The organism is Roseburia sp. 1XD42-69, from assembly GCF_003612565.1.
Classification (GTDB): Bacteria; Bacillota; Clostridia; order Lachnospirales; family Lachnospiraceae; genus Roseburia_B.
This window is the reverse complement of the sequence record NZ_RAZG01000054.1, coordinates 1-26,414: the sequence shown is the minus strand read 5'-3', so window position 1 is coordinate 26,414 and position 26,414 is coordinate 1. Positions and strand designations below refer to the sequence as shown.

Below are 26,414 nucleotides of genomic sequence, written 5' to 3'. Positions count from 1 at the left end.
CATGATAGAAATATAGCCTATTGTCACATATTTTGCCGCCCTAGTCGAGGTACGCACTATCTACCGTTTACTTATTTTACACTCCCTGAGTTTATACTGCCGTGAATAATTCAGGCTTAATTTTACTAACTTTTCTTTATCAACCTTAATTTTAAAAAACTGTTTAGTTTCTATGCTGTTATTGCTGTCCTTTTAATACTAATTTTTATATTTATGTCACTTAGACTAGCAGAGATATAATATTTAGAACCACCTCTTACAAAATAAGTCACTTTCTGAGAAGAACTTGTAATTTTTGTCAAATCACTGATTTGCCTTTGATCGCTATCACATAATGCAACTCTTACAGCCTGACCCTTTATATACTCTGGCGCAGATACAACAAGCTTTTCCGCTTTTGCAGATGTATGTACTTTAATAAATTTTCCGTAGATACCTACTCCATTATATTTTGCTTCACTTGGAATTTCGAACTGTGTAACTCCTATACCTGCTGCCTGAACACTAGTTATACTTTCTCTAATTTGTGTAAAGGTCAATATTAAAAACAATAAACACCATATTTTTATTTTTCTTTTCATCATTGCTCTCCTTATATTATCTTGTAGCGTATTTAGCTCCTTTTATATCTTTTGCTGATGGTTTTGTTGCTGTTCTACGGCCATTTCCACACATTATTTGTCCCTGATTATAGTCATTATACAAATCTTGCAATCCCAGTGCATGACCAAATTCATGAGCAGCTGTCACCTTATTTTTTGCAGCAGTTCTGCTTTTTAAATAATACTTGTTGTATTTTCCCCAAAAATCATAATAGCTTCTGGCATCTCCATGGGTTCACAAAAAATTGGAATATTAAAATGCAACCGTATGGACAGCCTCCAAACGGTTGCATATAAATTATTATTATCTTAAAAGGCAAAGATATAAAAGCAATATTCCAAGAATGGCTATCGTTAACCCGATAATCTCAACAAAATCTATTTTTCGTCTAAAAACATGATATAACTGGATGCTTTCTGCCAACTGCGCAATAAAAAATATTAAAAACAAATCATAGCAGACATTTCTCCTGATTAAACGAACTATAGCAAAGGCGCATAATGTAATTTTTGTTACTGCAAGAGTACGTTTTGCATTCTTGCTTCTTATATCCATGTCTTTCTCAATATCATAAACCTCCATATTATTAGCAGCGCCTTATTCTCTTTAATCTAAATATTCTCCGCAATATGGGCAATGCTCCATCCCCCACCAACAATATAAAGGATATATGCGATGACAAAACGAACACCGCATTTTCCTGTGCAGAAAAATTCCTGATGCAGCCAGCATGATACACCCAACGATACACATGATAATGCATAGGGTAAGTGAAATTGCTTCTGACTGATAAATTCCAATTCCTGCTCCAATCATAACAGCTCCCCCGGTAGATAAAAGAAAGAAAATCCATTGTTTTTTTGTAAAAGTCATATATATCAACTCCCCACTAATTCCAATATCCCAGCGTCATCGCACTTTCCGGATGCTGTAAATAAACATTTTTTATATTTTTTCCTTTGCATCCAGTCATACTTACATTATATACCCATGAATTATATGTTGTACCTTGTTTAAAACAACTAATCGCTTTGTCTGTCTTGCCATAATTCTGAGCAGAAATCCAATCACTATACTGCTTATGAGTAATACCAGAATAACTCTTGCCATTTTTCACTTTCAAATATGGTAAATTCATTGAAACAACATATTTTGCTTTATTATAACTTGCACTAATTCTATAATTTTTCACTCGTGCATCATACACATATATAAACGAGCAAATTTCTTCTACTGTCCAAGTATAATTTGCTTCAACACCCTCAACTTTAGTTGTACTTTTAAATCCTCTGATAACGCTACATACCGTATCATATAAGGACACCAATTTTATGACATTACTGGCTGACCCTGCTTTTTTAGCGACTATCTTCAACAAGTTTAATGACCCTGCTTTTATCGAAGAATTGTATTTTTGTGTAACACTTCCTGTATTGAAAAGCGTCCCCCTTCCTTTTGGAGAGGCCGTTATCTTCATCACCTTATAAGACTTTCCTCCATAGCTAACATTGGTAATTGACTTAGAAAATGTTACATTTGACGCTGCAGCGGAATATAATCCTTTTGTTTGTACTGATATATTATTCCTTGATTGTATCTGCGAATTTAGTAATCCCTGCGATGTTTCCCCAGTTAATTCCTGAACTTCCTGGGCGGAAACATCTTCACACCCATGTGCTTCTAACTCTTCCGTAAGTTCATGATACTCACTCATATCCCCATCTGTCATTGCATCTACACGCTGTTCAATTAATTCATCTACTGCTTCAAAATCTGCAAGACTTGAAATTTCTTCTGACAATTCACTCCCATTATTATCTGCTGCTTTTACAGATGCCGATTGTATCGGTAACAACAAACTACAAATCAAGGTAACACATACTATTCTCGTTCTCTTTTTTATCATTTCATTTGACCTCCGTATAAATAACTATCCATACAAGTATTATCAGTTATTTTACATGCCGAAGCAGGTTCTGCTGAAACAGTCGATATTGCTATAACTGCTAATGCTAAAGTAAAGACTTTTTTTACAAATTTATTTTTCATTTTGTACTTCTCTAATTTTTACATGCAATGTAAATTCATCATTTTTAAAATGCAGTATTCCTTATTTCATCACCTCATGTCTATAATCAAAATACTAAACATCTTACAACATCTTAAAAAAGTCAAAAAGCTTGTCTAAAAGTCCGTATTTCCCAGAAAACAAATTAAAATACATACCTTCCATCTCCCTTCCTTTTCTTATACAAAAAAGATAACAGATTATATTACAGATTTCTACACAAACTCCGTAAACGGTCTTATAACTCCGTAAACGGTTCTGTTTTTATACGCAGTGTCACCCTGGCTGTAACTTCCTTCCCATCCCCCGTAAGTTCAAAAGTCCCTCCGTTTTTCTTTACCACCTCTCGTACATTGATAAGCCCTAAGCCATGATTTTCTCTGTCCTTCTTTTTTGTTTTCATTTTCAAATTTCCCTTTTCTATGCAGAGACGGGATGCATTTTTAATCTCAATCAGCATATGGTTCTTTCCGGGTTTCATATGAACCCTTATATAATTTTCCTCCAGGTCTTCCCTCTCAATATCCTCTATGGCATTTTTAATTAAATTAGAAATAATAATGCAAAAATCCACATCGCTGATTTCCGGAGGTTCTTTCAATTTCCCAATTACCGAAACATTCCCATTCTCATATCCAGAAAGATAATAGTTCAAAATGGTATCCAAAATGTCATTTCCGGTAAGAAAACACTTCGTCTTGATTCCCACCAGATTTCCCTGCAGTTCTTTGATATATTTTTCCGCCTTGTCATTTCCCTTTACCAGTTCATATAGATACATCAAGTGGCCGTTCATATCATGACGGTACTGCTTGGTTTCCCTCTCCTTTTCCAATAACGCCTGATAGTAATCTTTCTGCATTTCGTTTAGTACCTGCTGGGTTTTAAACAAACGCTTTCCCTGCTCATTTACTCTTCTCACATAAAACAAAAACAAAATCATTCCAATAATGCAGACGTATGCCGCTGCACCCAAGAGATCATAAATTGTTTTGTCTTTCCCTCTGGCTGCCCCTTGAAACAGCACAATACTGCTTACCAGCAATGCCAATGATACCCCTGCAAATAAGATAACAATATAACCCCTCTCCGACACTTCTCCATCCGCCTGACCTCCCTGCCTGCTGCCTGCTTTTTTAAGGAAATACAAAGCCAGCAGTACCAGATTTACAACGACACACTCCATCAGGCACATTTGCAGATATGTAAAGTTTTCCCTTCCCAATATCCAAGAAATTCCTATCCCCACCGCCTCGTCCATGCAGGCAAAGATGCACAAAAGAGAAATTATCTGAAAAATCTTTTTTACAGTTTCCCCTTCCAGCATTATAAAAAACGCCGCCGCCACAAAAAGATAAACCGTCAAATCATTATCTATCAAATTTCTCTTATCTAAAAACCCAAAAAGAACCCCTGCATATATCCCCCAAAAAACCAATACGGCCCAATAATTTTTCAAAGGTCTTTGAAAGAAGATTTTATTCCCCAGGAAATATCTTACAATTTCAAGAAAATATAAAATAAGCGCGCCAAACATAATCATCCTCCGTATGTAATATCAAACTCCAAATACGCCGCCTCAAACTCTCTCCTTCTCCTCCTGGCCGCTTTTATTTCATAATTTCTAATGTATATCACGCCCTGTCTGTAATCCTCTATGGCCGCCATATTCACCACACATTCCCTGCTGACACGGAAAAAGAGCCTTTTATCCAGCATTTCTTCCATTTTATTTAAGGAAACATCCTTTCTCATAATCCTGCCCCCCACATAGGCCTCCACATAACCGTCATAAGCTTTTAAAAACTGAATATCCTTTTGGGCAACAGAGCACATTTTCCTGCTCTCCCATAATTCCACAACATCAGACCCGATAAATGTATGTATGGCATCCTCCAGGCAGCTCTCGATTTCCGGTATGGAAAAGGGCTTGCTGGCAAAACGGTATGCCTTTATGTAAAACGCCTCTTTAAACCGTTCTTCATGGCTGGTCTCCATAATGATTTTACAGTCCTTCTTCTTTTTCAAAATCTCTTTTCCAGTTTCTATCCCGTCCATTCCCGGCATTTCCATATCCAAAAATAAAATATCTACTGAATCAATGTGTAAAAGAGCTTCCTCTCCCCTGTCAAAAGTTACAATATCTGCAGTTATTTCTTTTTTTCTGCAATATTCCTCAATGATTCCCTGCAGTTCCAAAACTGCAGCCTTAAGGTCATCACATATCCCTATTGTCATTTCCACTCCCCCAATCATCCTATCCCACTTATTTTATACTAACACAAATTCCTGATAGCAACAACCGCCCCTCCCTCTTCACCATTCTAGGCAGTTGAATTTCTCTCCATTCTGTGATAGCATATACATAAATTTTAATTTGGAAAAACAGGAGGCACTGCCATGAAATCCATCTCTGCAGAAACAAAAAAACTACTTATATTTGCATTTTTACTTCATCTGCAGACATGCCTCCTCACACTTATCTGCGCCCAAAAACAGGGCTTTCATATGGACGAATATTTTACCTTCGGCCTTGCTCTTTGTGGTGTTCCACTCCCTGATTCATGTAAAATACTACACGCATCCCCGAAAGATTTTTTATCTGGAACTGTTTTTCTGCAGTGCGGCTGGAGCCCTGACCCATTACTACGTCATTGTATACATGTTTTTTATGGGAGACTTTTGGGAACGTTTAAAGGTTTTTACAGGTTTTGCTAATACACAGCTTTTTACGGGATGCTTCTGGGGACTTATCTTACTTTTCCTCTTTGCCCTTCTGCAGCAAAGGAAAAGAAAAAATCCTTTTTTCTGCCCCAGGAATTGTCCCCTCATTCGGGCAGCTCTCCTCCTTTGAACATGTGGTACTTCTCCAGGTAGATTCCCTGGATAACCTAAAAGAATATGGCCTGACAAATATTGAGGACACCCTCATTTATGTGCAAAATGATTTTTCCCGTCCAAAGGATGTGTGTAAAACCATTATAAAAGAAAATCCGGGATTACAGGATTTTGAAAAACCCTTTTCTTCTGAGTACATGGAGGTTTACCATGCCTGGTGACCGTCTTTGTCCTGGAGCAGAAAAAAATGGGTATTGAATTTTCATATAATAAGGAAAGGATACGATTATGTGGCTGGCAGATAACTGGAAAGATTATGAAGTAATAGACTGTTCTAACGGAGAAAAATTAGAGCGCTGGGGAGACTATCTTTTAATCCGGCCTGACCCCCAGGTAATATGGGACACGCATAGAAACCACAAGGGCTGGAAAAAGAAAAACGGCCATTATCACAGAAGTAAAAAAGGCGGCGGGGAATGGGAGTTTTTTGGCCTTCCAAACCAGTGGAGCATCACCTATGGCGCTCTCACCTTTCAGTTAAAGCCTTTTAGTTTTAAACACACAGGGCTTTTCCCAGAACAGGCAGTAAACTGGGACTGGTGCGCTGAAAAAATAAAAAATGCGCACCGTCCTTTGACTGTGTTAAATCTCTTTGCCTATACTGGAGGGGCAACGATTTCCGCTGCAAAAGCCGGGGCAAAAGTTACCCATGTGGACGCATCCAAAGGTATGGTTGCCTGGGCAAAAGAAAACGCCCTATCCTCCGGCCTTAAGGATGCCCCTATCCGCTGGATTGTAGACGACTGCGTAAAATTTGTAGAGCGGGAAATACGCAGGGGAAATAAGTATGACGCCATTATTATGGACCCTCCTTCCTACGGCAGGGGGCCAAAGGGAGAAATATGGAAAATTGAGGATTCCATCCATCCATTTATCAAACTCTGTGCTAACCTTTTAGCTGACAATCCGGTTTTTTTCCTTATCAATTCCTATACCACAGGACTCCAGCCTGCGGTTTTAGCCTATATGCTGGAACTGGAACTGAAAAAATTTCACGGATTTGTCACTGCCGATGAAATCGGACTCCCAGTATCCTCCAACGGATTCATCCTCCCCTGCGGCGCCACTGGGAGATTTGAACTAAAACAGAAGTAAAAAACTAGTAAAAAATTACAAATATTTTTATTATATTGCAAATTTTTCATACAGAGAGTATAGTGTAATTATATACCCTAAAAGGAGGGAAGCTATGAAACCAGATAAAAAGAAAAACAACCAAAAGAAAAGAAATTTGACAAAATCATCCAAAAATAAAAGAGGCAAAACCCTTGGGATAAATTTATCCCGGAAAAAACAGTTAAAACCTGTGAATTTAAAACTTCAGATTTTAGTTGGTTTCGTAATTCCAATCCTGATTGTGATAGCCGTAGGATTCTCCTCTTACCGCCAGGCGGCGGACGGCCTGATTGAAACCTATGAAAATTCCAACATAACTTCCATGGAAATGGCATCCCAGTTAATTGACTTCGGACTTCAGAGCATTATTTCAAGTTCCTCTGAAATTTCTACGGATTCCAATTTCCTTACATATGCCTCCCGCTCTTCTGATTTAAACTCCCTGCGGGCAAAAAATGACATGAAGAGCACTATATTATTAAAACAGTTATCCAATGACTTTGTGAAAAACATACATTTAATCCCCGAAAGCCCCAGCGCCGTACTCTCCAGCGCCAGCATCGGCTCTTTTACCGGGGATGAAATCTATGGAGATATAAGGTCTGAGATGGAAAATCAGTGCAGCAGTTCCAAAAGCCAGGAAAAATGGGGTTCAAACCATGTGCAGTTAGATGAACTCTTTAAACTGGACCCGGAAGAATACGCAGGCTCTTTCTGCCTGGTGGGCAACTATAAGCGCACTATGATTATTGTGGATATCAATGCCAGCAGAATCCGCTCTGTCTTATCAGAGATTGACCTTGGCCAGGGAAGCGTAATCGGCTACCACACAAAAGAGGGAAAAGAAATTCTTGTGGGCTCTGACGATTTTACCTTCAGCGACAAGGAATATGCCCAGAACGCCTATTCCTCCCAGGAAGTCAGCGGCAAAAACTATGTTACGGTAAACGGGAGGGAATACCTTTACATGTACCGCCGCTGCAATACAAACGATGCGGTAATTTCCGCCCTTGTACCCAAAAGCGTAATCACCGCACAGGCGTTAACCATCCGCCACACAGTGATTATTTCCATTATTATTTCCTGTCTGGTTGTGGGAGTGATAGGCTTATTAATTCTCCTTGGACTGCAGAGGAATTTAAAGCTGATTACAGAAGGGTTAATGAAGGCTTCCCAGGGAGATTTAACAGTAGATTTCGCCATGGGGGGCAAAAGTGAATTTGCCGTTTTGTCCAAACATGTAATGGATACCCTGGGCAACACGAAAAACCTTATATCCAGTGTGCAGAATACGACTCAGGATGTGTCCCTCTCCTCCAACAATGTGGGAAAAGTCTCCGATGTCATAAACACTTCCGTGGCTGCAATTTCCGATGCCATTGCAGAGATAAACAACGGGGTAAATCAGGAGGCAAATGAAGCGGAGGAATGTTTATCCAAAATGGATGCCCTCTCCGGCAAGATTCTCCGCACAGGAGATAAAATCTTAGAAGTGGAGCAGCTGGCTGACAGCACCAAACAGATGGTGCAGGATGGCTCCAACTCCATGGAACAGCTTATTGAACAGTCCCATGAAACCTTTGACATTACTGCAACTGTAAATGAAAAAGTAGATAAACTAATTGAACATTCTATCCAGATAGAGGAATTTGTAAATAACATAAACGATATTGCAGACCAGACCACCCTTTTATCCTTAAATGCATCCATTGAGGCTGCCAGGGCAGGACAGATGGGCCGTGGATTCACCGTTGTTGCGGAGGAAATTAAAAAACTCTCCGAAAACTCCATGGAATCCGCCAAAGCCATTGAGGATCTGGTGCGGCAGATTCATGTTATGACAGATGACGCAAAGACAGCCACCTCCCAGGCCCAGGGAATCGTGAAAAACCAACAGGAAATGGTGGAGACTACGAAACAGATGTTTTTGGATATGAATGAAGTTATTGAACATCTCCTGGACAATATGAAACAGGTTGCAGGAGAAATTGCCAGCATGGATATTGACCGGGCGGACACTTTAAATTCCATTAAAAATATTTCTGATGTAATTGAGGAGACTTTGGCATCCACCCACCAGGTAAGCGAGCGAATTAAAGAACAGGCTTCTATCATGAACGGATTGACAGACGCTACCCATCAGCTCAACGACAACACTACGGAATTAAACCATGCAGTAAGTAAATTCCAATTATAAATTCTTATAAAGGAGCAGTTATGGAAAACTTTACATTCTATACCCCCACAAAAGTTGTTTTTGGGCGGGACGCAGAAAAACAAATCGGAACACTTTTAAAAGAGCAGGGATGTAAAAAAGTGCTTCTTCACTACGGCGGCGGCAGCGCAAGCCGGAGCGGGCTGTTAAACCGGGTTGAAGTATCGCTGTTGGAAAACGAAATTTCTTTTATATCCCTGGGGGGCGTTAAGCCCAATCCAAGGCTTTCCCTTGTACATGAAGGGATTGAACTGTGTAAAAAATCAGGGGTGGATTTTATTCTTGCCATTGGCGGCGGCAGTGTCATTGACTCCGCAAAGGCTATTGGATACGGCATAGCGAATGAGGGGGAAGTGTGGGACTTTTATGAAAAGAAGCGCACCCCCGCATCCTGCCTTCCTGTGGGAGCCATTCTCACTATTGCAGCAGCGGGAAGCGAAATGAGCAATTCTTCCGTTATTACTAACGAAGATGGATGGCTGAAACGCGGATGCAATGCGGATGTAAGCCGATGCAAATTTGCCATTATGAATCCGGAACTTACCTTTACCCTGCCGGAATACCAGACGGCCTGCGGCTGTGTGGATATTATGATGCACACCATGGAGCGGTATTTTAATCAGTGTGAAAATATGGAACTTACAGACGGCATCAGCGAAGCTCTAATGCGGGATGTGATGAAATACGCAAAGGTTTTAAAAAGAGATCCCATCGACTACAACGCCAGAGCAGAAGTGATGTGGGCCAGTTCCCTTTCCCACAACGGACTTACTGGCTGCGGCACAGACGGAGGCGACTTTGCATCCCACCAGATTGAACATGAACTGGGCGGTATGTTTGATGTGGCCCACGGTGCAGGGCTTGCAGCAATCTGGGGAAGCTGGGCAAGGTACGTCTACAAGGAAAACCCGCTCCGCTTTGCCAAATTTGCCGTAAATGTCCACAATATCACCCCTTCTGACTGTGATCTTCTGCATCTGTCCCAAGACGAGATAGATTCCCTGGCCCTGTCAGGAATCAAAGCTATGGAAAATTTCTACCATTCCATAGATATGCCCATCTCCTTAACAGAGCTGGGAATAACTGTGACAGAAGAGCAAATCGAAGAACTGGCGGAAAAATGCACTTTTGGCCAGACAAGAACTGTGGGGATTGTAAAAAAACTGGACAAACAGGATATTATTCAGATATACCAGGCAGCCAGATAAGAATTACAGCTATTCTTCACAATAGCCACGCATATTGAACAGGAAAGAGAGGAACATCATGAACATTATCAGTACAGAAAAAGCACCGGGGGCAATTGGCCCTTATTCCCAGGGATATGAGGTAAACGGATTTATCTTTACCTCCGGCCAGATACCCATTCATCCCCAGGACGGCTCTATTGTTTCAGGGGGCATTGAAGCCCAGACAGAACAGAGCTGTAAAAATGTGGGCGCCATTTTATCTTCCGCCGGAAGCGGATTTGAAAACGTAGTAAAAACCACCTGTTTTCTTGCAAATATGGAAGACTTTGCCTCCTTTAATCAGGTTTATGCAAAGTATTTTATCTCCAAACCGGCCAGAAGCTGTGTTGCGGTAAAAGAGCTTCCCAAAGGGGTTCTCTGTGAAATCGAAGCCATTGCGGTAAAATAAAAAAATCCCCGCTTTTGCGGGGAATTTTTTTATACGTTGGTGTCAATTACGATTCCTTTCAATTCTTCCAAATGCTTCTGTAATTCTTCCATCTTCTTTTTCACCTCTTCATCCACAGAGGTATTAAGCGCATCGCTGTCGATAATCTGTTTCGCCATCTCCTGGGCAGTCTCTGCCGCAGATTCCGCTGCTTCCTCGGTCTCCTCTTTGTCCTCCTTAACAGCTTCCAGACGTTCTTCCAGTTCTTCTTTCTTCTCTTCCCGTTTCTCTGCTGCTTCCTGAATCTCCTCTGCCTTCTCGTCAATTTTATCTTTGGCATCTTCCATTAGCATACCCTGAATCTCTTTGGAAGCCGCCTCCATCAAATCTTCTTTGTTTCTCTGGGCATCCTGCATTACCTGGGAAGCGGGCCGGTCAATTTTAATCTGGCGGATTGCCTGGTTAATGGCCTGAATCTTAATCTCCGCCTTACCCACCTGCTTTGTGTAGTGGTCTCTCTCCTTATAAGCTTCAAGGGCTATCTTCTGGTAATCCGTGAGCTGGCCTTTAATCTCGTCATAGCGCTGCATTTCTTCCTTTGTCATAGGCTCTCCCATACCGGAACCCTGCCTTTGTTGTTTCAGCAAAATCTCTAAGTCTTTCTGCTCCTGGCTGTCATCCTCCACTTCAAACTCTTCTTTTGCCTGAGCCAGCTTATCATCTATCTCGCCGATTTTTTTCTGGTACTCTCCCAACAAATCAACTGTCTCTTTTACCTGATTCCTGGCATCATCAATGCTCTTGTCAATTTTCCGTTCCGTCTTATCCGCATCTTTCACCATTTTCGTGCCCTGTTTCACATATAACTGACGTTTCTGCGCAATCCTTTCCTGCACAGTCATATCGTTTCCGTTTTGAAACAGATTTCCCCCGAAAAGAGTATTTCTGCCCTGGTTCACATTCAAATTTACATTCATATCTCTGCCTCCTTGCAAACTGTTTCCCGTAACCCTTCATATTTTATATATCGGTTATTTCACCTATTCCCACACCCTGTTTTACTCCAAAAAATAGGCGTTTTATGACATGCCATATCCTTTTCAGAAGAAAAAAGACCTCCACGTAAGGTAAATCAAGGTAAATACCAGGCCCACATAAAACAGGAGCAGCCCAAAGGACAGGCTTCTTCGGATAATGGTGTTGGTTTCCATAATCTTTTCCCTCTGCATGGCCAGCTTATGGGCATAAGAAACCTCATGCCCGGGCACAGGCTGTTTTAAAATTCTTCGCTTGAAAGAGCGCACAGCATCCATAAACCCTCCCAGGCTGTGGGTAAACACGGAACCTTCTGAAAGTTCATGGGGAATCTTTCTGTCCCTGTACACCGTTTTTCTCAGGAAAAGAACCACAAAATCCACCAGACTGTCAAATATCCTGAAAATCACCCCAAAAACAAAGGGCAGTATAGAAAGGAACAGGGGACGGTAAACCAGGTATTCCAAGTCCAGCCACCTGGGCCAGCAGTCTTTATACACACGGCTTTCCCTGCCTCCCTCTGTGAGAAATTTCAATATGAATATATAAATAAATATCCCAATTCCAATGGAAATAAAACCTCCCTTTAAGTTTTCTGTGCTAAAATAGGAAACTTTGTGTACCTCCCCGGAAAAATGAAAAAAGCCGTGGGAGAAATTTGCAATCCTGTCAGTAATTACATTGGGAAAAAGTCCAAGAACAGGCAAAAGCACTGCACTGCCCCCGATGGCAAGTTTTCCCCTCCATAAGAGATACTGCTCTTGTCTGTCAAATTCCCTTTGTACCATCAGGCTCCTGTTTTCCTCCACAAATATGGCTACATACAATTTTGTCATATAAGCCAGGGTCATACCCCCGCTGATTAAAAATATCCATTCCGAAATATGTAAAAATCCTGCGGCAGTGGTATTTCCCAGCTCCAAAAACAGCTCCCTGCCCTCCACAATACTTTCGTGGAGCAAGGTCTTGCTCACATAGCCGTTAAACAAAGGTATGCCTGCAATGCCAAGTGCTCCCGCAAGAAAGGTAATTTTTAAAAATGGTTTCTTTCTCCCATACCCCTGAATATCATTTAAGTTCAGCTTATGGAGATTCATCACTATCACCCCGGCAATCATAAACAGCGTCAATTTGATTAAAGAATGATTTAACATATGCAGAAATGTTCCCCCAACGGCAAGCCCCCGTTCCTCCAGTACGCTCTGCATCCCCGCCCCTGTCAAGATAAAGCCAATCTGGGACATGGAAGAACAGGCCAGGGTCCTTTTTAAATCCACAGAAAACACCGCCAGTAACGCTCCCAAAAACATGGTCAAAAGCCCCAGGATAAAAAGCAGCATGCCCCAGGGTTTATCATGGAGAAAAATATTGCAGCTCACCACCAAAATCCCAAAAACACCGGACTTTGTAAGAATTCCGGACAACAGCGCAGATGCGGGAGCAGGCGCCACAGGATGGGCCTTGGGAAGCCAGATATGCAGGGGAAAGGCCCCCGCTTTTGCTCCAAATCCCACGAGGGTACATATTCCTGCAATATATAATCCTGATTTATTTTCACATTCTTCCGCCGCTAAAAGTAAAGAAGACATATCCAATGTTCCCAGGAGCTCATAGAGCAAAAACAGCCCCATAAGAAGAACCAGCCCGCCAAAAACAGCCACCGCCAGGTAAGTATCAGCCGCCTGCAGAGCTTCCTTTGTCTCCTCCTGCGCCACCCACACATAGGAGGTAAAAGACATAATTTCAAAAAACACAAAGGTGGTAAACAAATCTGCAGATAAAAACACTCCCATGACAGCCCCAAGGGTCATAAGCTGAAAAAAGAAATACCTGTCCCTGTGGTCCCCATAGGCCATATATTCTTTGGAAAACAAGAGAGTCATCATCCACATAAAAGATGCTGTCAAGGCATAGACACACCGGAAGCCTTCCAGAGTAAAACGAAATCCCATGCCGCAGACCTGGGGCACATACAAATCTGCCTTTCCCAGCAAAAGAACCGTCCCGGCCACAAGTGCAAATTCGATTACCCCGGCGGCTATAGCTGCCTTCACGCCGCCCTCTTTTCCCTTTCTTCCCATCACATAGGCAGCTACTGCCATAATCATAGGGTATAAAACAAGAATAAATAAAACCGCATTTCCCTCCATGTGCTTTTCCTCCTGCTAAAAACTGCCCTGTGCAACCCTCATAAACAAATCCACAAATGGCTGGGAATGAATCCCCAGTAAAAACATTGCCGCTGCAAAAATCAAAAGGGGCAGAAGCATCCTAAAATTAGGGTCTTTCACATCTGCAATACTGTCATAGTCAAATCCCTCTCCGGGAAAATATCCCCGCACTACAATGGTAAGCATATACATAGCCGTAAGCAGCGCAGAGGCCAAAAGACAGCCGATTCCAAACCATGCCAGCACGTTTCCGCTGTCAATGGCTGCTGCTGCCAAATTCCACTTACTGATAAATCCGCACAGCCCCGGGGCCCCCATAAGGGCCACGGCAGATACAGTAAATATGGCAAAAACCCTGGGCATCCTCCTGGCAAATCCATCCAGTTCGTGAATATAATGCCTTCCTGTCTGATGCATAATCGCCCCAGCGCAAAAAAAGGAACAAATCTTCATAAAAGCATGGCACACCATATGGGTCAGCGCCGCCCCCAGTCCCAGAGGCGTCATAATCACCACCCCAAACAAAATATAGGACAGATTGCTGATCGTGGAATAGGCAAGCCTGCGCTTTAAATGGGTTTCCTTAAGGGCCATGCTGCACCCATACAAAATAGTAAACATCACAATAACCATCAAAAAATGCTGAGCAAAACTTCCCCTTAAGAATTCCGTTCCAAAACTGTAATACGTCACCCGCATAGCAGCAAATGCCCCTGATTTTACCACTGCCACCGCATGTAAAAGAGCCGTCACGGGAGTCGGGGCCACGCCGGCCTGGGGCAGCCAGGAATTAAAGGGGCAAATAGCCGCTTTCACCCCAAATCCCAGGAAAGTAAAAATATACACCAAGAGAAGAATATTTTCCTTTCCCCCTATTTTTCCAGGCTCCAGCACTCCTCCCAGCACAAAATCCGTGGTGCTGCCGTACAAAATAATAAATATCATTCCGATAAAGGCAAAGGCCGCCCCTCCAATGGAATAGCAGAGATATTTCCTGCTGGCTAAAATCGCCTCTCTGGTAAGGGTGTGCATCACCAAAGGCACCGTTACTAAAGTGAGAAGCTCATAGAAACAGTACATGGTAAGAAAATTATCCGCCAGGGCAATTCCCAGTGTCACGCCATACGTCATAGTGTAAAACAAGAAGAAAATATCCTCATGTTCTTCCTTTGCCATATACTCAAAAGAATATAATGTTGCCAACGGCCACAGAAAAGATACAAGCCCGGCAAACACACAGCCCAGGCCGTCTAATTCAAAGGCAATGGTTAGGTTTCCCGTAAAATAGAACAGGGTAATTCCTGCCTCCGGCCTGTGAAATAAAAGCAGCCACACCAAAACACTGTTTAAAAGCACCGAAATACCCAGGTAAGCCCTGAAAAATTCCTGTTTTTTCCGATAGACCAAGGGGGCAAAAAGCCCTGCTAACATAGGGAATACCACCACAAAACACAGCCATAATCTACTCATCCCGCACTCCCCCTACATGAGAAAATCTGCCGCAGCAGAAAGTATATTTGTAAAAACATTTGGAAACAGTCCAATTCCCAAAGTAAGCCCTGCAAAAATCAAAAGGGGAACCCGCATGGAAAGAGGCGGCTCCTTCCCGGCAAACCTCCCGGCGTCATAGCCCTCCCCGGGAAAAAATCCCCGCATCGACAAGGGCAGAAGATACCCTGCGGTAAGCAGTGCGCTGAGAAGCAAAATCACAGGGCCAAGCCAGGAAAATACCGGTATCCCTGTGTGAAGCGCCCCTTCTGCCAGATACCATTTGCTGATAAACCCGCTGGTGGGCGGAATCCCAATAAGCCCCAGGGAAACAATGGTATAGCACCACATTGTCACCGGCATTCCCTTTGCCACGCCCCGGAGTTCCTCCACTCGCTTGCACCCCGTCATATAAATGATAGCCGCTGCTGTGAAGAATAACGCCACTTTAATAAAAACATGGGCTATGATGTGAAGCAGGGAGCCGGTCATTGCCTGAACCTCAAAGAGAGACAGCCCGAAAAGTATGTAGGAGAGCTGGCTTACTGTGGAATAAGCCAGCCTCTTTTTTAAAACCGGCTCCCGGAAAGCCAGAAGCGAACCCAAAAACACCGTAAGAAGAGAAAGTATCATCCACCACTGCTGCACCCAGCTCCCCCGAAGAAAATCCACGCCGATAATCTCATATACCACACGGATTAATGCCAGTATCCCCCCTTTTACAATAATACCGGAAAGCACTGCCGAGGCAGGCCCCGGAGCTGCAGGGTGGGCAGCGGTAAGCCAGGCATGCATGGGAAACATTCCGGCTTTTACGGAAAATCCCAAAATCATAAGCATAGCCACTACAAAAAACAATGTCTCATTCTCCCGGAATACGGAAGGGTCAATCACCCCGCCTGGAGTAAATTCTAAGGTCTTTGCATATCTTCCTATAAAAAACACCCCAAAAAGGGCCATATAGGCCCCTGCAAAAGAATAAAACAGATACTTAAGCCCCGCCATCACCGCCTCCTTTGTCTGAGTGTGCAGCACCAGGGGCAGGGCGGTAAGTGTCATAAACTCATAGAAAAGATAAAGGGTGATTAAATTTCCCGAAAAATCCAATCCAAATAGCACCCCGCACAGAATCAGATAAAAACCATAAAACCTCTGCTCATTTTTTTCATGCTTCATATACTCAAAAGAAAAAAGTCCCCCCAAAAGCCATACCAAAACCATGAGAGAAGCAAAAAGACGTCCCACTGTATCTACTTTTAAATAAATGGGAAGAGATTTTGTCAGATAAAAAACAGTAACCCCCTCTGAGACACGAAACATGGCAAAAAGCCCCCACAGTGCATTAACCCCCAGCACAGTTCCCACATAGGCCAGGAGGGGCTTTCGATTTTGATATTTCATTACGGTGAGCAGCATGATACCTGCCAAAATAGGAAACACTATGGGAAACAGCAGAATATGATTCATATCTTTTTCTCCTTTATTGCAATATGGTAAGCCCCTGGGTAATCCAATTTGTAATAGGCTGGGAAAAAAGCCCCAGCAAAAGATTTAAGAGAATAAAACACCCAAGAGTTATGGCGTAACTGACTTTATATCCGAAAGCCGTAACTTCATATTTTTTGTCCGTGGGAGTATAAATACGAATCACCGTCTTCATAAAGTAAATGGCGTTAAGCACTGTGCTCATCGCCAGGACAACCAAAGCTGCCAGCGCCTTCCCCTGGCTCTGTACCGCTGCCTGGGCAAAGAGCAGTTTGCTGATAAAACCGGAAAAAAGGGGAATTCCCACCATGGACAAAGCTCCCACCAGAAAAGCTGCCCCAGCCAGCCGGTTCCGGTATGCAGCCCCTGTGAGCTCGTCAAATTCCTTATGGCCTCCAGAGGCGTCTGTCAAACCCACTGCCGCCACAAACAGCAAAGATTTTGTGGCTCCATGAGACAGGATGTGAAAGGCGCTTGCCACCATCCCCGCCCCTGTCCCCAGGCCAAATCCCATATAGATATACCCAATCTGGGCCACGGAGGAATAAGAAATCATTCTACGGATATCATTTTCCCTTATGGCGCTCACAGAGCCCATAATCATTCCTGCCAATCCAAAGACAAAGAGCACATTGATAATCCGGCTTCCAAAAAACACCTCGAAACCTATCACCCTGTAAATCAGCTTAATCAGCAGAAAAATGTAGCCCTTTGATACCAAAGAGGACAACATAGCCGCAGAAGATACCGTGGAATAGCCGTAGGCATCAGGCAGCCAGGCATGAAAGGGAAATAAAGCGCTTTTTATAGCCAATCCCACCACAATAAGGGCAATGGCAACCATCATGGGAATCCGGTACGTCCCTGCCGCCATAATATTGGAAATACTGGTATAGAGATACTCCATCAAAAGATGCCCCGTCATATCGTAGAGTATACAAATTCCAATAAGAAACAGCCCGGAACCTAAAAGGCTCATAATCATATACCTTGTGGCAGCTTCAATGGTCCTACCGTGTTCCGTGATTACAATCATGCCGCAAGCGGAGATCGTATTAATTTCCACAAAGACATAGGCCGTAAAAATATCATTGGTATAAACAAGTGCCAGCAGGGAACTAAGCAAAAGATTAATCATGATATAATAAAGTTTTTCCTTGCCGGGATCAATTTCCATGCGAATCTTCTCCCTGCCTCCGTTTAGGGAAAGCAGCATAATGACGGAAAAAAATAATGCCATTCCCGCCTCTAAACTGCCAAAACGAATCTCGTTTCCGAAGGGAGCCGGAAAATGTCCCATCTGATAGACATAACTTTTCCCAGAGGTAAGAGTAAACATAAGTACGGCCGCAGATAAAATCCCCACAAGGGTTACCACAAAAGTATTCAGATACCTCGCCCATCTCCTGTTTAACGCCGAACTGATGATTGCCGAAAACATGGTAAGCAGTATGCACAGACAGGGAAAATTCAAAATCATCTCCATTTAGCGACCTTCCTTTTTCAATCTTGTGGATATCTCGTCCAAATCCAGGGTATGATACCTCCGGTACAGACGGATGGTGAGAGAAAGCATCAGGGCCGTCACCGACACAGAGACTACAATCCCGGTAAGAACCAAACCGCTTGGCACCGGGTTAATATAAGTATCAGGACTAAAATCCCCGTTTTTAATAATAGGAGCGATATGCCCGGTAATATACCCTTTCTCCGCCAAAAAGAGATACACCGCCGTGTCCATAATATTTAAGCCGATAATTTTTTTAATCATGTTCTTTTGCAAAAGCAGATTGGTAAATCCAATGCCAAACAAAACCATTGCCACAACTTCCCCGTAATTTTGTACAAGATTCCCTCCCATTTACAATCCCCCTCTCCGAAACAGGGCGTAAAAGGCATACATGGTACAGGCTACCTCCGACCCTACAAATATATTAATGGGAAGAGTAATCCCCCCGCTTAAAATTTTTCCCGGCTCCCCTAAAGGCACAAGGCAGGGCAGCCCGTTTGCCCCAGTGAGAAAGTAGTAAGCCACAATACAGCCGTAGCACACCAGGGCAGTGACCTTTACCACCGTATAAACCTTCTCATTAAAAAACTTTTCCGTTTTGTTAAAACCAAATGCCGCCACATACAAAATCAGCCCCGCTCCAATCATAGCTCCCCCGGAAAACCCTCCACCTGGTGACAGATGGCCGTTTAAAATCACATAAATGCCAAAGAGAAAGACAATGGGCACTAAAATGGAAGCGGCTTTTTGCAAAATCACATCATTTTTCGGTTCAAAATCCCTGTCATTGGAATCCGCATTTTCCTTTATCTTATCCTCATCCACCATTAAAAGAATCATGACACAGCAGGTTGCGATAAACAGCACGTTTGTCTCCCCAAAAGTGTCAAAGGCACGGTAGGAAAGAATCATCCCGGTTACAATATTCACCGCTCCCGTATCCCTAAGCCCCTCTTTGATATAGGTTTCCGACACAATATTATTATCCGGGTTGGCCGCATTTCCCACCCGTGGCAGATAGGAGACTGTGACAATCAAAATGGCAACCAATGCCAGGCAAAATAAAATACTTAAGAACTTATAAGCCTTTTCAAACAACAGCAGCTCTTTATTCTTGGTCTGGTCATACACCTCCGCCAAAACCTGCTGATGGTCTTTCATCCGCTCCTCAATACTCTCCTCTGTCTCCTCCGGCTCCCTCTGAGGCTTCATTTCCATGTTTCCCACATACATATCCTTTTCCCCGGAAAGCCACCGAAAAAAATGGAAAGCAAATGTTTTTTCATACTTCTTCTGGTCCCTGATCCTGCTCATGGCTCTCCTCCCTGTCTCCGTCATCCTGCATGGCGCAAATTTTCTTTAGCGTGACAAAAAACAACACCGATGTCACCCCCGCTCCCACCGCCGCCTCTGTAATGGCTAAATCCGGTGACTCCAGCAGAATCCAAATCAGGGACATCACAAGACTATATGACATATAAATTAAAATAGAATTTAATAAATTTTTAGAAAAGCTGACAGAAATGGCACACACCACCAGAAATCCCAGCAAAATCATATTAAATATGTTCATCCCTTATCTCCTTTTCCGCCTCCTCTAAAGTGAGGATACGCAGATGGTCTGTGACCTGCTCATCTGTGGTGTACTCCATCCGGGAAAGCACATGGGAAGAAACCGGGGAGGCAATCCAGAAAAACAAAAGCACAAGAAGCATTTTGGCCGTGACAAGATTCGCCCCGTTGGCAATCATAAGGCCGATGAGACAAAGCCCCAGCCCCAGGGTATCCCCTGTAGCCGCAATCTGCATCCTGTTCAACACAAACCGAAAACGGTACATGCCAAAAATTTCCACCAGAAAAATCACCACGCCTCCCAGCAGAAACACCGCCGCAAAAATGAAACGAATCCACTCAAGAATCTCCATTCCCCTTTTCCCCCTTCTTTTTCCTTTCCAGGTATACGCCCATATACACTTTGCTTATAATAATAACAGCCAGAAAACTAATCATGGCATAGATAATGGCCACATCCAAAAGATACCCTTCCTGCATCATTACCGCCAGAATACTAATGGCTGCAATTACCATCGTCCCCATCATATTAATGGCCATAATCCGGTCGGCGACCCTTGGGCCAATCACTGCGCGGATTAGGCACAAAAGGAACAGGACGGCCAAAATGATTAGCACTGCCAAAAACAAATTGTGAAATGAATGCAAAATTTCCGGTGTTTTACTGCCCATTCTCTCTACTCTCCTTTTGCCAAAGCTTCCATTCTCCGCAGCCGTTTCACAAACACGCTCTCACTTATCCCCTGCACCAAATCTCGGTCTAAGGCATGTACCGTAAATTCATCCCCCTCCACGGATATGGTGATGGTTCCCGGGGTAAGGGTAATGGAATTTGCCAGAACTGCCTTTGCCATATCAGTTTTTAAATCTGTTTTAAACTTTACTATCACAGGATCTATCTCATAGCGGAAAGACAGGGCCAGGCGGATGGCATCCACATTCGCCTTAACAATTTCCCGCACCAGGACAAGAAAATATACGAAAATACAGGAAAACAGCCTGTAAAATCCCAGCTCTTTCTTTGGGGAATAATCCAAAAACCTGCACCCAAACAAAAAAACCGCCCCGGAAATAACAAGGCCAAAACAGGCAATCTCCATATTCCACTGTCCATTCATAACCACCCACAACAAAAATAAGCCCACAAACATGTTTTTTCTCCTGATATGATAAACCGCACATAAACTCTCATCCCCATTATAACTTAAATAGGCCGGCTTGTATAGGAAATTGCTTAAGTTTACAGGAAAAGACAGCAGAAACAGACAATCTCTTACCTTTTACCTACAAAAACAATCCACTTGGCAAAAAACTATTTACATCCATTCCCGCTTATTTTAAAATATACTTTGTAAACACAAAGCATTGATTAACAAATTAGAAGAAAAGAGGTTACAACCGTGAAAAAAAGAAATATCTTTTGGGGAATATTCTTTATTTTAGCCGCCGTATTTTTACTGGTGAGCAATCTGGGAATCGTGCCTGATATTGGAGCCGCCACTGTTTTGGCAACGGCATTTTCCCTGTGGCTTTTCATTGACGGCCTGAGATATCTGCACTTTTACAGCATCACATTCGCCATTGCATTTTTCTATATTATTTTTGACGAGCCCTTGCACATTGATGTCATTTCCCCCTGGACTGCCCTGACAGCAGCCCTGCTCTCAGGAATCGGGCTGTCCCTTCTATTTGGCTGGAAAAAAAAGAGATATTTTTCCGTAGATATGGAATATGACTGGAATAATAAAAAAAACAACGAACACTGCAGCGGAAAAAGTATTCACTGTGAAAACAGCTTTGGCTCAGTAAAACGTTATATTAACTTCGATGATTTTTGCATGGCACGTATAGATAACAACTTCGGAAGCATCAAAGTATACTTTGACAATTCCATTATCCAGGGAGACAGCGCCTATGTGGATATTGACAACAATTTTGGAGAGACGGTTCTATATATTCCAAAGGAGTGGAAAGTACAGACGAACTTAAGCCGTTCTTTCGGCTCTGTGGAAGAATTCGGCTCATCCATAGGCACCAGCAATGCAACCCTCTATATTCAGGGGGATACAAGTTTCGGACATATTGCAATTCACTACGTTTAACAAATTTCTCTTTCGCCAGTGCACTCTCAGCATATAATGTATCGAAATATCGATTGGAAAGCAACCCCACAATTATGGTATCAATCCCCTGCTTCAATCTCATGGCATATCCCAAAAGCGCATCTACAGAAACTTCAAAAAATCTGCACTTGGTTTAGAGGCAAAATAGAGCCGCTCAAAAAATGCAAATTTTCTTCTTGTGAGCTTATAATGGTATAACTATATGCATTTACAGTTATTATACAAGCATCTATATGAATAAATATTAGTTTGGGAACATTAATCACCCTCTCTCATCCATCTATTTTTCCTGGTAAGGCTTATCATCAAGCGGTTTCTTGCAGTCATTCTTCTTCGCAATATAGGTGAATAATGCTTTTTGTATCCACCTTCCAATATACTTATATAGTCTAATATCTTTTTCCGAAAAGTACTCTGGCGCATCAAATTCATTCACTTCCTCTTTATAAAAAGTTTCTTTCTCTGCAAAAGTTCTTCCCATCTTTTCGTAATGTGCTGCCATTGATGTGCCGCAAAAACTTCTTTTACAGGCGTATCTATTATTACCAGCAATGCCTGTATTGGCTGCAGTAATCATAAACTGAACACAATCAAACTGATTGCCCTATAGATAATGGCTTAACTTTTTTATTTAATACCTCTGTCAAACTCCCGATTTATCTTTTTGATTATACCACTTTCATCCCTCACTTACCATCATAAAATAAAGAGCATGACAACCGCCATGCCCTACTTTCTATCAACCTAACGTTCTTATGCTCTTTGCAATTCTCCTGCCTTATCCCGGAAATACACATCAATTCTTCTTTGGACGTGTACCAAAAGATTTATTGTAATTAAGCAAAGGGAGTCACGAGCGGGCTCCCTATTTCTAAATTATTTTTAGAGCCATTTTAGAGCCATAAGCCATTATCTATGAAATTCCGGCAAATGGCTTTTCCTTTTGTTCGCTATTATTTTTAGGCATTAAGAAAGGGGCTATCGGAAATGAAATCTGAATGTTTTTCTTTAGTTTTCCTGCCTGTTTTTCTTTATATTATCCAATTTATCTCTATATTTTTACTGTTTTGAAAAATTTTAGAGCCAAAATAGAGCCATTAGCAAAATACTAATTTTCTCCTTATCCAACCTTATTACATGGTGCTAGCACCATGTATAAATAACATTAACAAGGAAAGCATCAATTCGTTGTCCTCCACCACTCTAATCAACAAACCGGAATTTTTAGCTAAATCAAATTTCATAATCAATACAAGCTCTATCAATTCTAATGGAATATACAAATTCTCCAAATTCCATGTGCCGTTGTGATTTTTGGTATTCATCTAATGTTTCTACTGTATCGAAGTCAAAAATTAAAGCAACATCATAATTAGAAACTGGTGTTCTTCCCGCATTTCTAACTATATTAAATTTCTTTATTATCTCTAATTCTCTTAACTTTTCAGCTCTTTCAAAAAATTCAATAATATTCTTTTCCCTATTATCCTCTTTTAATGTAAACATACATATATGCCTTATCATTGCATTCCCGCCTCCAAATGTCGATTTGTTCATTTAATTATATCACTTCCGTTCCTCATTTACCACAAAAATATAGAGTGCAGCAACCACCGCGCCCCACATTTATTATCGTTCTAACGATTTTTCTATTTTCCACTTCTGCCCTTTCAAATCGTTCTGTTTCTCATAAAGACTGTTGCGCTCTTTGCAAAGTTCTTTCATGCGTTCCAACTGCGCCCGCACTCCCTCCCGGCAATCCAGCTCTATCTTTTTATATTCCCCGGTCAGATTGCGGATTGTATTGTTGTTTTCCTTTATCTGCTCCGAAAGGCATACCCAGTCTATCAGATTTTGCACTTCTTTGTCCGTTTCGTAAAGGTCTGTATCTGCTACGATTTTAGCACACAGCCGTATCATAACTTTTTTCTCCATATCCGTCATATCAAATCAATCCTCTCTTTCCTATCGGCTCATTTCAAAGGCACGTTTCGGGCGTTTCTTTGCCCTTTCTGCCTGCTCTACTGCCTTTGACTGCTCTACTATCAACTGTACCTGTTCCCTTCCTAAATGACGCTCCAAATCAGACGCTTTTTCCTGCAATCGGTCTATGGTATCGCTCTGCTCCATGACCTTATCCGTCAAGCGGCTAATCTGCACTTGTTGTCCGTCTACTTTGGCGGTCAGCTTCCTGCCTTGCTCCGTAAGCTGTACGCATTTGATAGTCAGATTTTTAACGACCTCTTTCAATTTCTCCACAAGCGGTAAAGCCTTTTTATCCCGGTATGCCTTTGCGCTCATCAATGCCCCCGGCTCTGCCAACTGCCATTTTACATCTTCATCATAGGCGTGTATATTGCGCTCCATGACTTCCTTTGACTGCGCCATTTTGTTAATTTCCTGCTGTAAATTTTTCTGATGTTTCTCCAACTTCTCATTTTCAGATAACAGCTTTTCTTTGTCCTCTGTCAGTGTTTCCGTCTGCTCCTTTAGCAGAAAATTTGCAGCGGTAAGTTCCGATACTTCCTGCAGGATCGCTTCACCCTCTTTGCGTATCTGTTCCGTTTCCTGTCCTGCCGCTATCTGCTGATGAAGAATATCGGATAATTCCTCTTTACTGCCGGAGATTGTCTGTTCCAGTTTCGCAACCTCTCTCTGCCGTTCCTGCTTCTCAAAATCGAGTACAGATAAATGTTTCTCATGCGTTCCTTTCTTCTCCCACTCAATATCATGCTTTAGCATAATCTCCGCAAGCCGTTCTTTCTCTGCCGCTGCCCACTGGTTGCGTTCCGTTTCGCTCCTTGTGCCGCCCTTAAATCCAAGTTCTGCCAGTGCCTTTTTTAATGATACCCTTGTTTCAAGCCCTCTCTTGCTTCCAGTCGTATAGGGTATAAAATCTATATGCAGATGTGGCGTAGCTTCGTCCATGTGGAGATACGCCGAAAATACCCTTAATGTAGGATTGCGCCGCTGAAAATCCTGCATATATTCATCAAGTATTTTTGCCGCAAGCTGTCCGTCCTCTGTCTTTGCCCCCATATCGTCCTTGTTCCCGATTTGTAAAATAATTTCATGGAATGGCTTCTCCTGTTTGCCGGAACAGATTTTCTCATAGTAATCATCAATTATGCGGTCATTTCTTGTCTGCTTCTCATTGTACCGGGCAAGTGCTTCATCAAATAATTCGTGGTATACGTCTTTAATGTTTTCGTTGCAATATTCCACATTCAGACAGCTCCGCTCCGGGTCAGTGTTTCATTATCCGGCAGACCATAACAACGGCTCACATACATTTCAATCTCTTTTGTTAAAAATTGCGGAATGTCAATCACTCTAACCGACTGTTCCGTTTTCGGCGTTGTAATAATAGCCCTGCGCTCTGTTCTGTAATAAGTCTTAGTAATGCTGATTTGATTGTTTTCAAAATCAACATCTTCTTTTGTTAAAGCAAGCATTTCTGCTTTTGTCAAGTAAAATCTAAAAATTTTTTCTGTAGCAGAAACACTACCTAAACTTAACGCACTTGATAACACTTCTGAACCATACCATCACCTTCCTGCCGAACTATTGCTGATACTTCATTCATCAAGGAAATTGCTGTAAGACTGATTCGTTTTGTATCTTCCTTTACGTTATTCTCTCATACAGGAAAACCTCGTTTTTCTATCACATAATAACTGCAAGGCTTACCTGTATCAGAGGACAACGTGGTGTTTTCCACCACATTACCCTTCTGCCTCATCCAAAAATATTATATATGCTCTCGCCAATCCCCGAACCGGGTAACATACACTGGGACGGCTGATCCCTCACTACGTTTTCATCATGCCCATCCAGACGAAATCCGCAAGGAGCCACTCCCGGAAAATGCTTCTCGCTGAAATTCCGGTGCTGTTTTATCTCATTATCTCTGACCGCCATGCCAGTAGGCACAATCCTCTGCTCTTTACCTTCACGGGCAACAATGTTTTCTATTGCAGGCAACTCTTCGCACGAAATGGGATTCTGCCACCCCTTTATCCCTGTATAAATGCAGACAGATAAAAAGGCGAAAATAAAATCAGGTGTATGCGTGTCCTATTAAATTATTGCGGCTTTCTCAAGCCTGCAACAATCATAACCGAAAGAGAACAGTTTTCAGAGTGCCAGAATGCACTATTTATAGCTGATATGTGCCACCTTAAAAATCGTTATTATTTAGAAACAGTCCATCTCAAATTCTATACAATAATTGTCAATGGACTGACACAAGAATTAAAATTAATATACGAAACTAAAAAACACAAAAGGAGATTTTAAATTATGGACAGTATAAAAGCGCACATTAGGAACTATTTGGAATATTGCAAATCGCAAAAATGTCTTGATGCGAAAACATTGAAAGCATACCGAATTGATTTACGGCAGTTTTCTGAACAAATTTCCAATATTAATATTACAGACTCAAACTTCGCATTTGAATAAGCGCAGATGCACCTTGAAAATTCAATAAAAACTGGCAATAAAATAGCAT

At 42.2% G+C, this 26,414-nt stretch carries 31 protein-coding genes; 7 read left to right on the top strand and 24 right to left on the bottom strand.

Going from position 1 to position 26,414, the window contains the following annotated elements:
* Positions 1 to 170: 170 nt before the first annotated feature.
* The 7 genes from D7Y06_RS18605 to D7Y06_RS18575 all read right to left on the bottom strand — a co-directional run bounded on the left by D7Y06_RS18605 (position 171) and on the right by D7Y06_RS18575 (position 4,909).
* Positions 171 to 581, bottom strand: coding sequence for a hypothetical protein (locus D7Y06_RS18605; RefSeq protein ID WP_120409222.1), 411 nt, complete (start codon positions 579 to 581; stop codon positions 171 to 173).
* 325 nt (positions 582 to 906) lie between these two features.
* Positions 907 to 1,185, bottom strand: a complete 279-nt coding sequence (locus D7Y06_RS18595; RefSeq protein ID WP_120409220.1) for a hypothetical protein — start codon at positions 1,183 to 1,185, stop codon at positions 907 to 909.
* 29 nt (positions 1,186 to 1,214) lie between these two features.
* A complete protein-coding gene (locus D7Y06_RS18590; RefSeq protein WP_120409219.1) occupies positions 1,215 to 1,415 on the bottom strand; it encodes a hypothetical protein in 201 nt (66 codons plus the stop codon).
* 77 nt (positions 1,416 to 1,492) lie between these two features.
* Positions 1,493 to 2,509 (bottom strand): hypothetical protein, encoded by a 1,017-nt coding sequence (locus tag D7Y06_RS18585; RefSeq protein ID WP_120409218.1) that lies wholly within the window; start codon positions 2,507 to 2,509, stop codon positions 1,493 to 1,495.
* Entirely contained in the window at positions 2,506 to 2,652 is a 147-nt protein-coding gene (locus D7Y06_RS26090) for a hypothetical protein (protein ID WP_158591425.1), read from the bottom strand. The genes D7Y06_RS18585 and D7Y06_RS26090 overlap by 4 nt, the downstream gene beginning before the upstream one ends.
* A gap of 257 nt (positions 2,653 to 2,909) precedes the next feature.
* A complete protein-coding gene (locus tag D7Y06_RS18580) occupies positions 2,910 to 4,208 on the bottom strand; it encodes a sensor histidine kinase (protein WP_158591424.1) in 1,299 nt (432 codons plus the stop codon).
* A gap of 2 nt (positions 4,209 to 4,210) precedes the next feature.
* Entirely contained in the window at positions 4,211 to 4,909 is a 699-nt protein-coding gene (locus tag D7Y06_RS18575) for a LytR/AlgR family response regulator transcription factor (protein ID WP_158591423.1), read from the bottom strand.
* A gap of 162 nt (positions 4,910 to 5,071) precedes the next feature.
* Here D7Y06_RS18575 and D7Y06_RS18570 point away from each other — a divergent pair, with 162 nt between their 5' ends.
* From D7Y06_RS18570 to D7Y06_RS18545, 6 genes are all read left to right on the top strand, one after another.
* The gene (locus D7Y06_RS18570) at positions 5,072 to 5,389 is read left to right on the top strand and encodes a hypothetical protein (RefSeq protein ID WP_120409215.1); all 318 of its coding nucleotides are present in this window, start codon (positions 5,072 to 5,074) and stop codon (positions 5,387 to 5,389) included.
* Positions 5,383 to 5,730, top strand: a complete 348-nt coding sequence (locus D7Y06_RS18565; protein WP_120409214.1) for a hypothetical protein — start codon at positions 5,383 to 5,385, stop codon at positions 5,728 to 5,730. Before D7Y06_RS18570 ends, D7Y06_RS18565 begins: the two co-directional genes overlap by 7 nt.
* 67 nt (positions 5,731 to 5,797) lie before the next feature.
* Positions 5,798 to 6,664 (top strand): class I SAM-dependent methyltransferase, encoded by an 867-nt coding sequence (locus D7Y06_RS18560; RefSeq protein WP_120409213.1) that lies wholly within the window; start codon positions 5,798 to 5,800, stop codon positions 6,662 to 6,664.
* A gap of 94 nt (positions 6,665 to 6,758) precedes the next feature.
* A complete protein-coding gene (locus tag D7Y06_RS18555) occupies positions 6,759 to 8,882 on the top strand; it encodes a methyl-accepting chemotaxis protein (RefSeq protein ID WP_120409212.1) in 2,124 nt (707 codons plus the stop codon).
* Between the two features lie 20 nt (positions 8,883 to 8,902).
* Positions 8,903 to 10,108 (top strand): iron-containing alcohol dehydrogenase, encoded by a 1,206-nt coding sequence (locus D7Y06_RS18550; RefSeq protein WP_120409211.1) that lies wholly within the window; start codon positions 8,903 to 8,905, stop codon positions 10,106 to 10,108.
* A gap of 58 nt (positions 10,109 to 10,166) precedes the next feature.
* Positions 10,167 to 10,538, top strand: a complete 372-nt coding sequence (locus tag D7Y06_RS18545; RefSeq protein ID WP_120409210.1) for a RidA family protein — start codon at positions 10,167 to 10,169, stop codon at positions 10,536 to 10,538.
* Between the two features lie 29 nt (positions 10,539 to 10,567).
* Here D7Y06_RS18545 and D7Y06_RS18540 read toward each other — a convergent pair whose 3' ends face one another.
* The 11 genes from D7Y06_RS18540 to D7Y06_RS18490 all read right to left on the bottom strand — a co-directional run bounded on the left by D7Y06_RS18540 (position 10,568) and on the right by D7Y06_RS18490 (position 20,929).
* On the bottom strand, positions 10,568 to 11,494 hold the full coding sequence (locus tag D7Y06_RS18540) for a hypothetical protein (RefSeq protein ID WP_120409209.1): 927 nt from the start codon (positions 11,492 to 11,494) through the stop codon (positions 10,568 to 10,570).
* A 123-nt stretch (positions 11,495 to 11,617) separates the two neighbouring features.
* A complete protein-coding gene (locus D7Y06_RS18535) occupies positions 11,618 to 13,702 on the bottom strand; it encodes a complex I subunit 5 family protein (protein ID WP_120409208.1) in 2,085 nt (694 codons plus the stop codon).
* A 15-nt stretch (positions 13,703 to 13,717) separates the two neighbouring features.
* The gene (locus D7Y06_RS18530) at positions 13,718 to 15,193 is read right to left on the bottom strand and encodes a complex I subunit 5 family protein (RefSeq protein WP_120409207.1); all 1,476 of its coding nucleotides are present in this window, start codon (positions 15,191 to 15,193) and stop codon (positions 13,718 to 13,720) included.
* A 12-nt stretch (positions 15,194 to 15,205) separates the two neighbouring features.
* Entirely contained in the window at positions 15,206 to 16,678 is a 1,473-nt protein-coding gene (locus tag D7Y06_RS18525; protein WP_120409206.1) for a complex I subunit 5 family protein, read from the bottom strand.
* A 13-nt stretch (positions 16,679 to 16,691) separates the two neighbouring features.
* Positions 16,692 to 18,182, bottom strand: a complete 1,491-nt coding sequence (locus tag D7Y06_RS18520; RefSeq protein ID WP_120409205.1) for a complex I subunit 5 family protein — start codon at positions 18,180 to 18,182, stop codon at positions 16,692 to 16,694.
* Entirely contained in the window at positions 18,183 to 18,557 is a 375-nt protein-coding gene (locus D7Y06_RS18515; RefSeq protein WP_120409204.1) for a sodium:proton antiporter, read from the bottom strand. It abuts the gene before it with no gap.
* On the bottom strand, positions 18,558 to 19,520 hold the full coding sequence (gene mbhE, locus D7Y06_RS18510) for a hydrogen gas-evolving membrane-bound hydrogenase subunit E (protein ID WP_120409203.1): 963 nt from the start codon (positions 19,518 to 19,520) through the stop codon (positions 18,558 to 18,560). It lies immediately after the preceding gene.
* On the bottom strand, positions 19,489 to 19,779 hold the full coding sequence (locus D7Y06_RS18505) for a hydrogenase subunit MbhD domain-containing protein (protein ID WP_120409202.1): 291 nt from the start codon (positions 19,777 to 19,779) through the stop codon (positions 19,489 to 19,491). Before D7Y06_RS18505 ends, mbhE begins: the two co-directional genes overlap by 32 nt.
* A complete protein-coding gene (locus D7Y06_RS18500; RefSeq protein ID WP_120409201.1) occupies positions 19,766 to 20,131 on the bottom strand; it encodes a cation:proton antiporter in 366 nt (121 codons plus the stop codon). The genes D7Y06_RS18505 and D7Y06_RS18500 overlap by 14 nt, the downstream gene beginning before the upstream one ends.
* On the bottom strand, positions 20,118 to 20,450 hold the full coding sequence (locus tag D7Y06_RS18495) for a monovalent cation/H+ antiporter complex subunit F (protein WP_120409200.1): 333 nt from the start codon (positions 20,448 to 20,450) through the stop codon (positions 20,118 to 20,120). The genes D7Y06_RS18500 and D7Y06_RS18495 overlap by 14 nt, the downstream gene beginning before the upstream one ends.
* A gap of 5 nt (positions 20,451 to 20,455) precedes the next feature.
* Positions 20,456 to 20,929 (bottom strand): Na+/H+ antiporter subunit E, encoded by a 474-nt coding sequence (locus tag D7Y06_RS18490; protein WP_120409199.1) that lies wholly within the window; start codon positions 20,927 to 20,929, stop codon positions 20,456 to 20,458.
* Between the two features lie 249 nt (positions 20,930 to 21,178).
* Between D7Y06_RS18490 and D7Y06_RS18485 the strand changes: the two genes are divergently transcribed.
* A complete protein-coding gene (locus D7Y06_RS18485; protein ID WP_120409198.1) occupies positions 21,179 to 21,880 on the top strand; it encodes a LiaF transmembrane domain-containing protein in 702 nt (233 codons plus the stop codon).
* Positions 21,881 to 22,181: 301 nt separating this feature from the next.
* On the opposite strand, the gene D7Y06_RS18480 is transcribed toward D7Y06_RS18485, so the two are convergent.
* The 6 genes from D7Y06_RS18480 to D7Y06_RS18460 form a co-directional block, all read right to left on the bottom strand.
* Positions 22,182 to 22,403 carry a hypothetical protein gene (locus D7Y06_RS18480; RefSeq protein WP_120409197.1) on the bottom strand — a complete coding sequence of 74 codons (222 nt, stop codon included), beginning with the start codon at positions 22,401 to 22,403 and terminating at the stop codon, positions 22,182 to 22,184.
* A gap of 731 nt (positions 22,404 to 23,134) precedes the next feature.
* Positions 23,135 to 23,458, bottom strand: a complete 324-nt coding sequence (locus tag D7Y06_RS18475; protein ID WP_243119396.1) for a Dabb family protein — start codon at positions 23,456 to 23,458, stop codon at positions 23,135 to 23,137.
* 72 nt (positions 23,459 to 23,530) lie between these two features.
* Positions 23,531 to 23,845 carry a hypothetical protein gene (locus tag D7Y06_RS18470; protein WP_199714766.1) on the bottom strand — a complete coding sequence of 105 codons (315 nt, stop codon included), beginning with the start codon at positions 23,843 to 23,845 and terminating at the stop codon, positions 23,531 to 23,533.
* A gap of 21 nt (positions 23,846 to 23,866) precedes the next feature.
* The gene (locus D7Y06_RS18465; RefSeq protein WP_243119395.1) at positions 23,867 to 25,126 is read right to left on the bottom strand and encodes a plasmid recombination protein; all 1,260 of its coding nucleotides are present in this window, start codon (positions 25,124 to 25,126) and stop codon (positions 23,867 to 23,869) included.
* 2 nt (positions 25,127 to 25,128) lie between these two features.
* On the bottom strand, positions 25,129 to 25,356 hold the full coding sequence (locus D7Y06_RS26600) for a hypothetical protein (RefSeq protein ID WP_243119394.1): 228 nt from the start codon (positions 25,354 to 25,356) through the stop codon (positions 25,129 to 25,131).
* A 283-nt stretch (positions 25,357 to 25,639) separates the two neighbouring features.
* Positions 25,640 to 25,822, bottom strand: a complete 183-nt coding sequence (locus D7Y06_RS18460; protein WP_158591422.1) for a hypothetical protein — start codon at positions 25,820 to 25,822, stop codon at positions 25,640 to 25,642.
* Positions 25,823 to 26,414: the final 592 nt, after the last annotated feature.

Coding starts and splice junctions, on each gene's coding strand:
- D7Y06_RS18605 (WP_120409222.1), bottom strand. CDS start 581: ATGAAAAGAAAAATAAAAATATGGTGTTTATTGTTTTTAATATTGACC.
- D7Y06_RS18595 (WP_120409220.1), bottom strand. CDS start 1,185: ATGGAGGTTTATGATATTGAGAAAGACATGGATATAAGAAGCAAGAAT.
- D7Y06_RS18585 (WP_120409218.1), bottom strand. CDS start 2,509: ATGATAAAAAAGAGAACGAGAATAGTATGTGTTACCTTGATTTGTAGT.
- D7Y06_RS26090 (WP_158591425.1), bottom strand. CDS start 2,652: ATGAAAAATAAATTTGTAAAAAAAGTCTTTACTTTAGCATTAGCAGTT.
- D7Y06_RS18580 (WP_158591424.1), bottom strand. CDS start 4,208: ATGTTTGGCGCGCTTATTTTATATTTTCTTGAAATTGTAAGATATTTC.
- D7Y06_RS18575 (WP_158591423.1), bottom strand. CDS start 4,909: ATGACAATAGGGATATGTGATGACCTTAAGGCTGCAGTTTTGGAACTG.
- D7Y06_RS18570 (WP_120409215.1), top strand. CDS start 5,072: ATGAAATCCATCTCTGCAGAAACAAAAAAACTACTTATATTTGCATTT.
- D7Y06_RS18560 (WP_120409213.1), top strand. CDS start 5,798: ATGTGGCTGGCAGATAACTGGAAAGATTATGAAGTAATAGACTGTTCT.
- D7Y06_RS18555 (WP_120409212.1), top strand. CDS start 6,759: ATGAAACCAGATAAAAAGAAAAACAACCAAAAGAAAAGAAATTTGACA.
- D7Y06_RS18550 (WP_120409211.1), top strand. CDS start 8,903: ATGGAAAACTTTACATTCTATACCCCCACAAAAGTTGTTTTTGGGCGG.
- D7Y06_RS18545 (WP_120409210.1), top strand. CDS start 10,167: ATGAACATTATCAGTACAGAAAAAGCACCGGGGGCAATTGGCCCTTAT.
- D7Y06_RS18540 (WP_120409209.1), bottom strand. CDS start 11,494: ATGAATGTAAATTTGAATGTGAACCAGGGCAGAAATACTCTTTTCGGG.
- D7Y06_RS18535 (WP_120409208.1), bottom strand. CDS start 13,702: ATGGAGGGAAATGCGGTTTTATTTATTCTTGTTTTATACCCTATGATT.
- D7Y06_RS18530 (WP_120409207.1), bottom strand. CDS start 15,193: ATGAGTAGATTATGGCTGTGTTTTGTGGTGGTATTCCCTATGTTAGCA.
- D7Y06_RS18525 (WP_120409206.1), bottom strand. CDS start 16,678: ATGAATCATATTCTGCTGTTTCCCATAGTGTTTCCTATTTTGGCAGGT.
- D7Y06_RS18520 (WP_120409205.1), bottom strand. CDS start 18,182: ATGGAGATGATTTTGAATTTTCCCTGTCTGTGCATACTGCTTACCATG.
- D7Y06_RS18515 (WP_120409204.1), bottom strand. CDS start 18,557: ATGGGAGGGAATCTTGTACAAAATTACGGGGAAGTTGTGGCAATGGTT.
- mbhE (WP_120409203.1), bottom strand. CDS start 19,520: ATGAGCAGGATCAGGGACCAGAAGAAGTATGAAAAAACATTTGCTTTC.
- D7Y06_RS18505 (WP_120409202.1), bottom strand. CDS start 19,779: ATGAACATATTTAATATGATTTTGCTGGGATTTCTGGTGGTGTGTGCC.
- D7Y06_RS18500 (WP_120409201.1), bottom strand. CDS start 20,131: ATGGAGATTCTTGAGTGGATTCGTTTCATTTTTGCGGCGGTGTTTCTG.
- D7Y06_RS18495 (WP_120409200.1), bottom strand. CDS start 20,450: ATGGGCAGTAAAACACCGGAAATTTTGCATTCATTTCACAATTTGTTT.
- D7Y06_RS18490 (WP_120409199.1), bottom strand. CDS start 20,929: ATGTTTGTGGGCTTATTTTTGTTGTGGGTGGTTATGAATGGACAGTGG.
- D7Y06_RS18480 (WP_120409197.1), bottom strand. CDS start 22,403: ATGGCAGCACATTACGAAAAGATGGGAAGAACTTTTGCAGAGAAAGAA.
- D7Y06_RS18475 (WP_243119396.1), bottom strand. CDS start 23,458: ATGAACAAATCGACATTTGGAGGCGGGAATGCAATGATAAGGCATATA.
- D7Y06_RS18470 (WP_199714766.1), bottom strand. CDS start 23,845: ATGACGGATATGGAGAAAAAAGTTATGATACGGCTGTGTGCTAAAATC.
- D7Y06_RS26600 (WP_243119394.1), bottom strand. CDS start 25,356: ATGCTTGCTTTAACAAAAGAAGATGTTGATTTTGAAAACAATCAAATC.
- D7Y06_RS18460 (WP_158591422.1), bottom strand. CDS start 25,822: ATGGCGGTCAGAGATAATGAGATAAAACAGCACCGGAATTTCAGCGAG.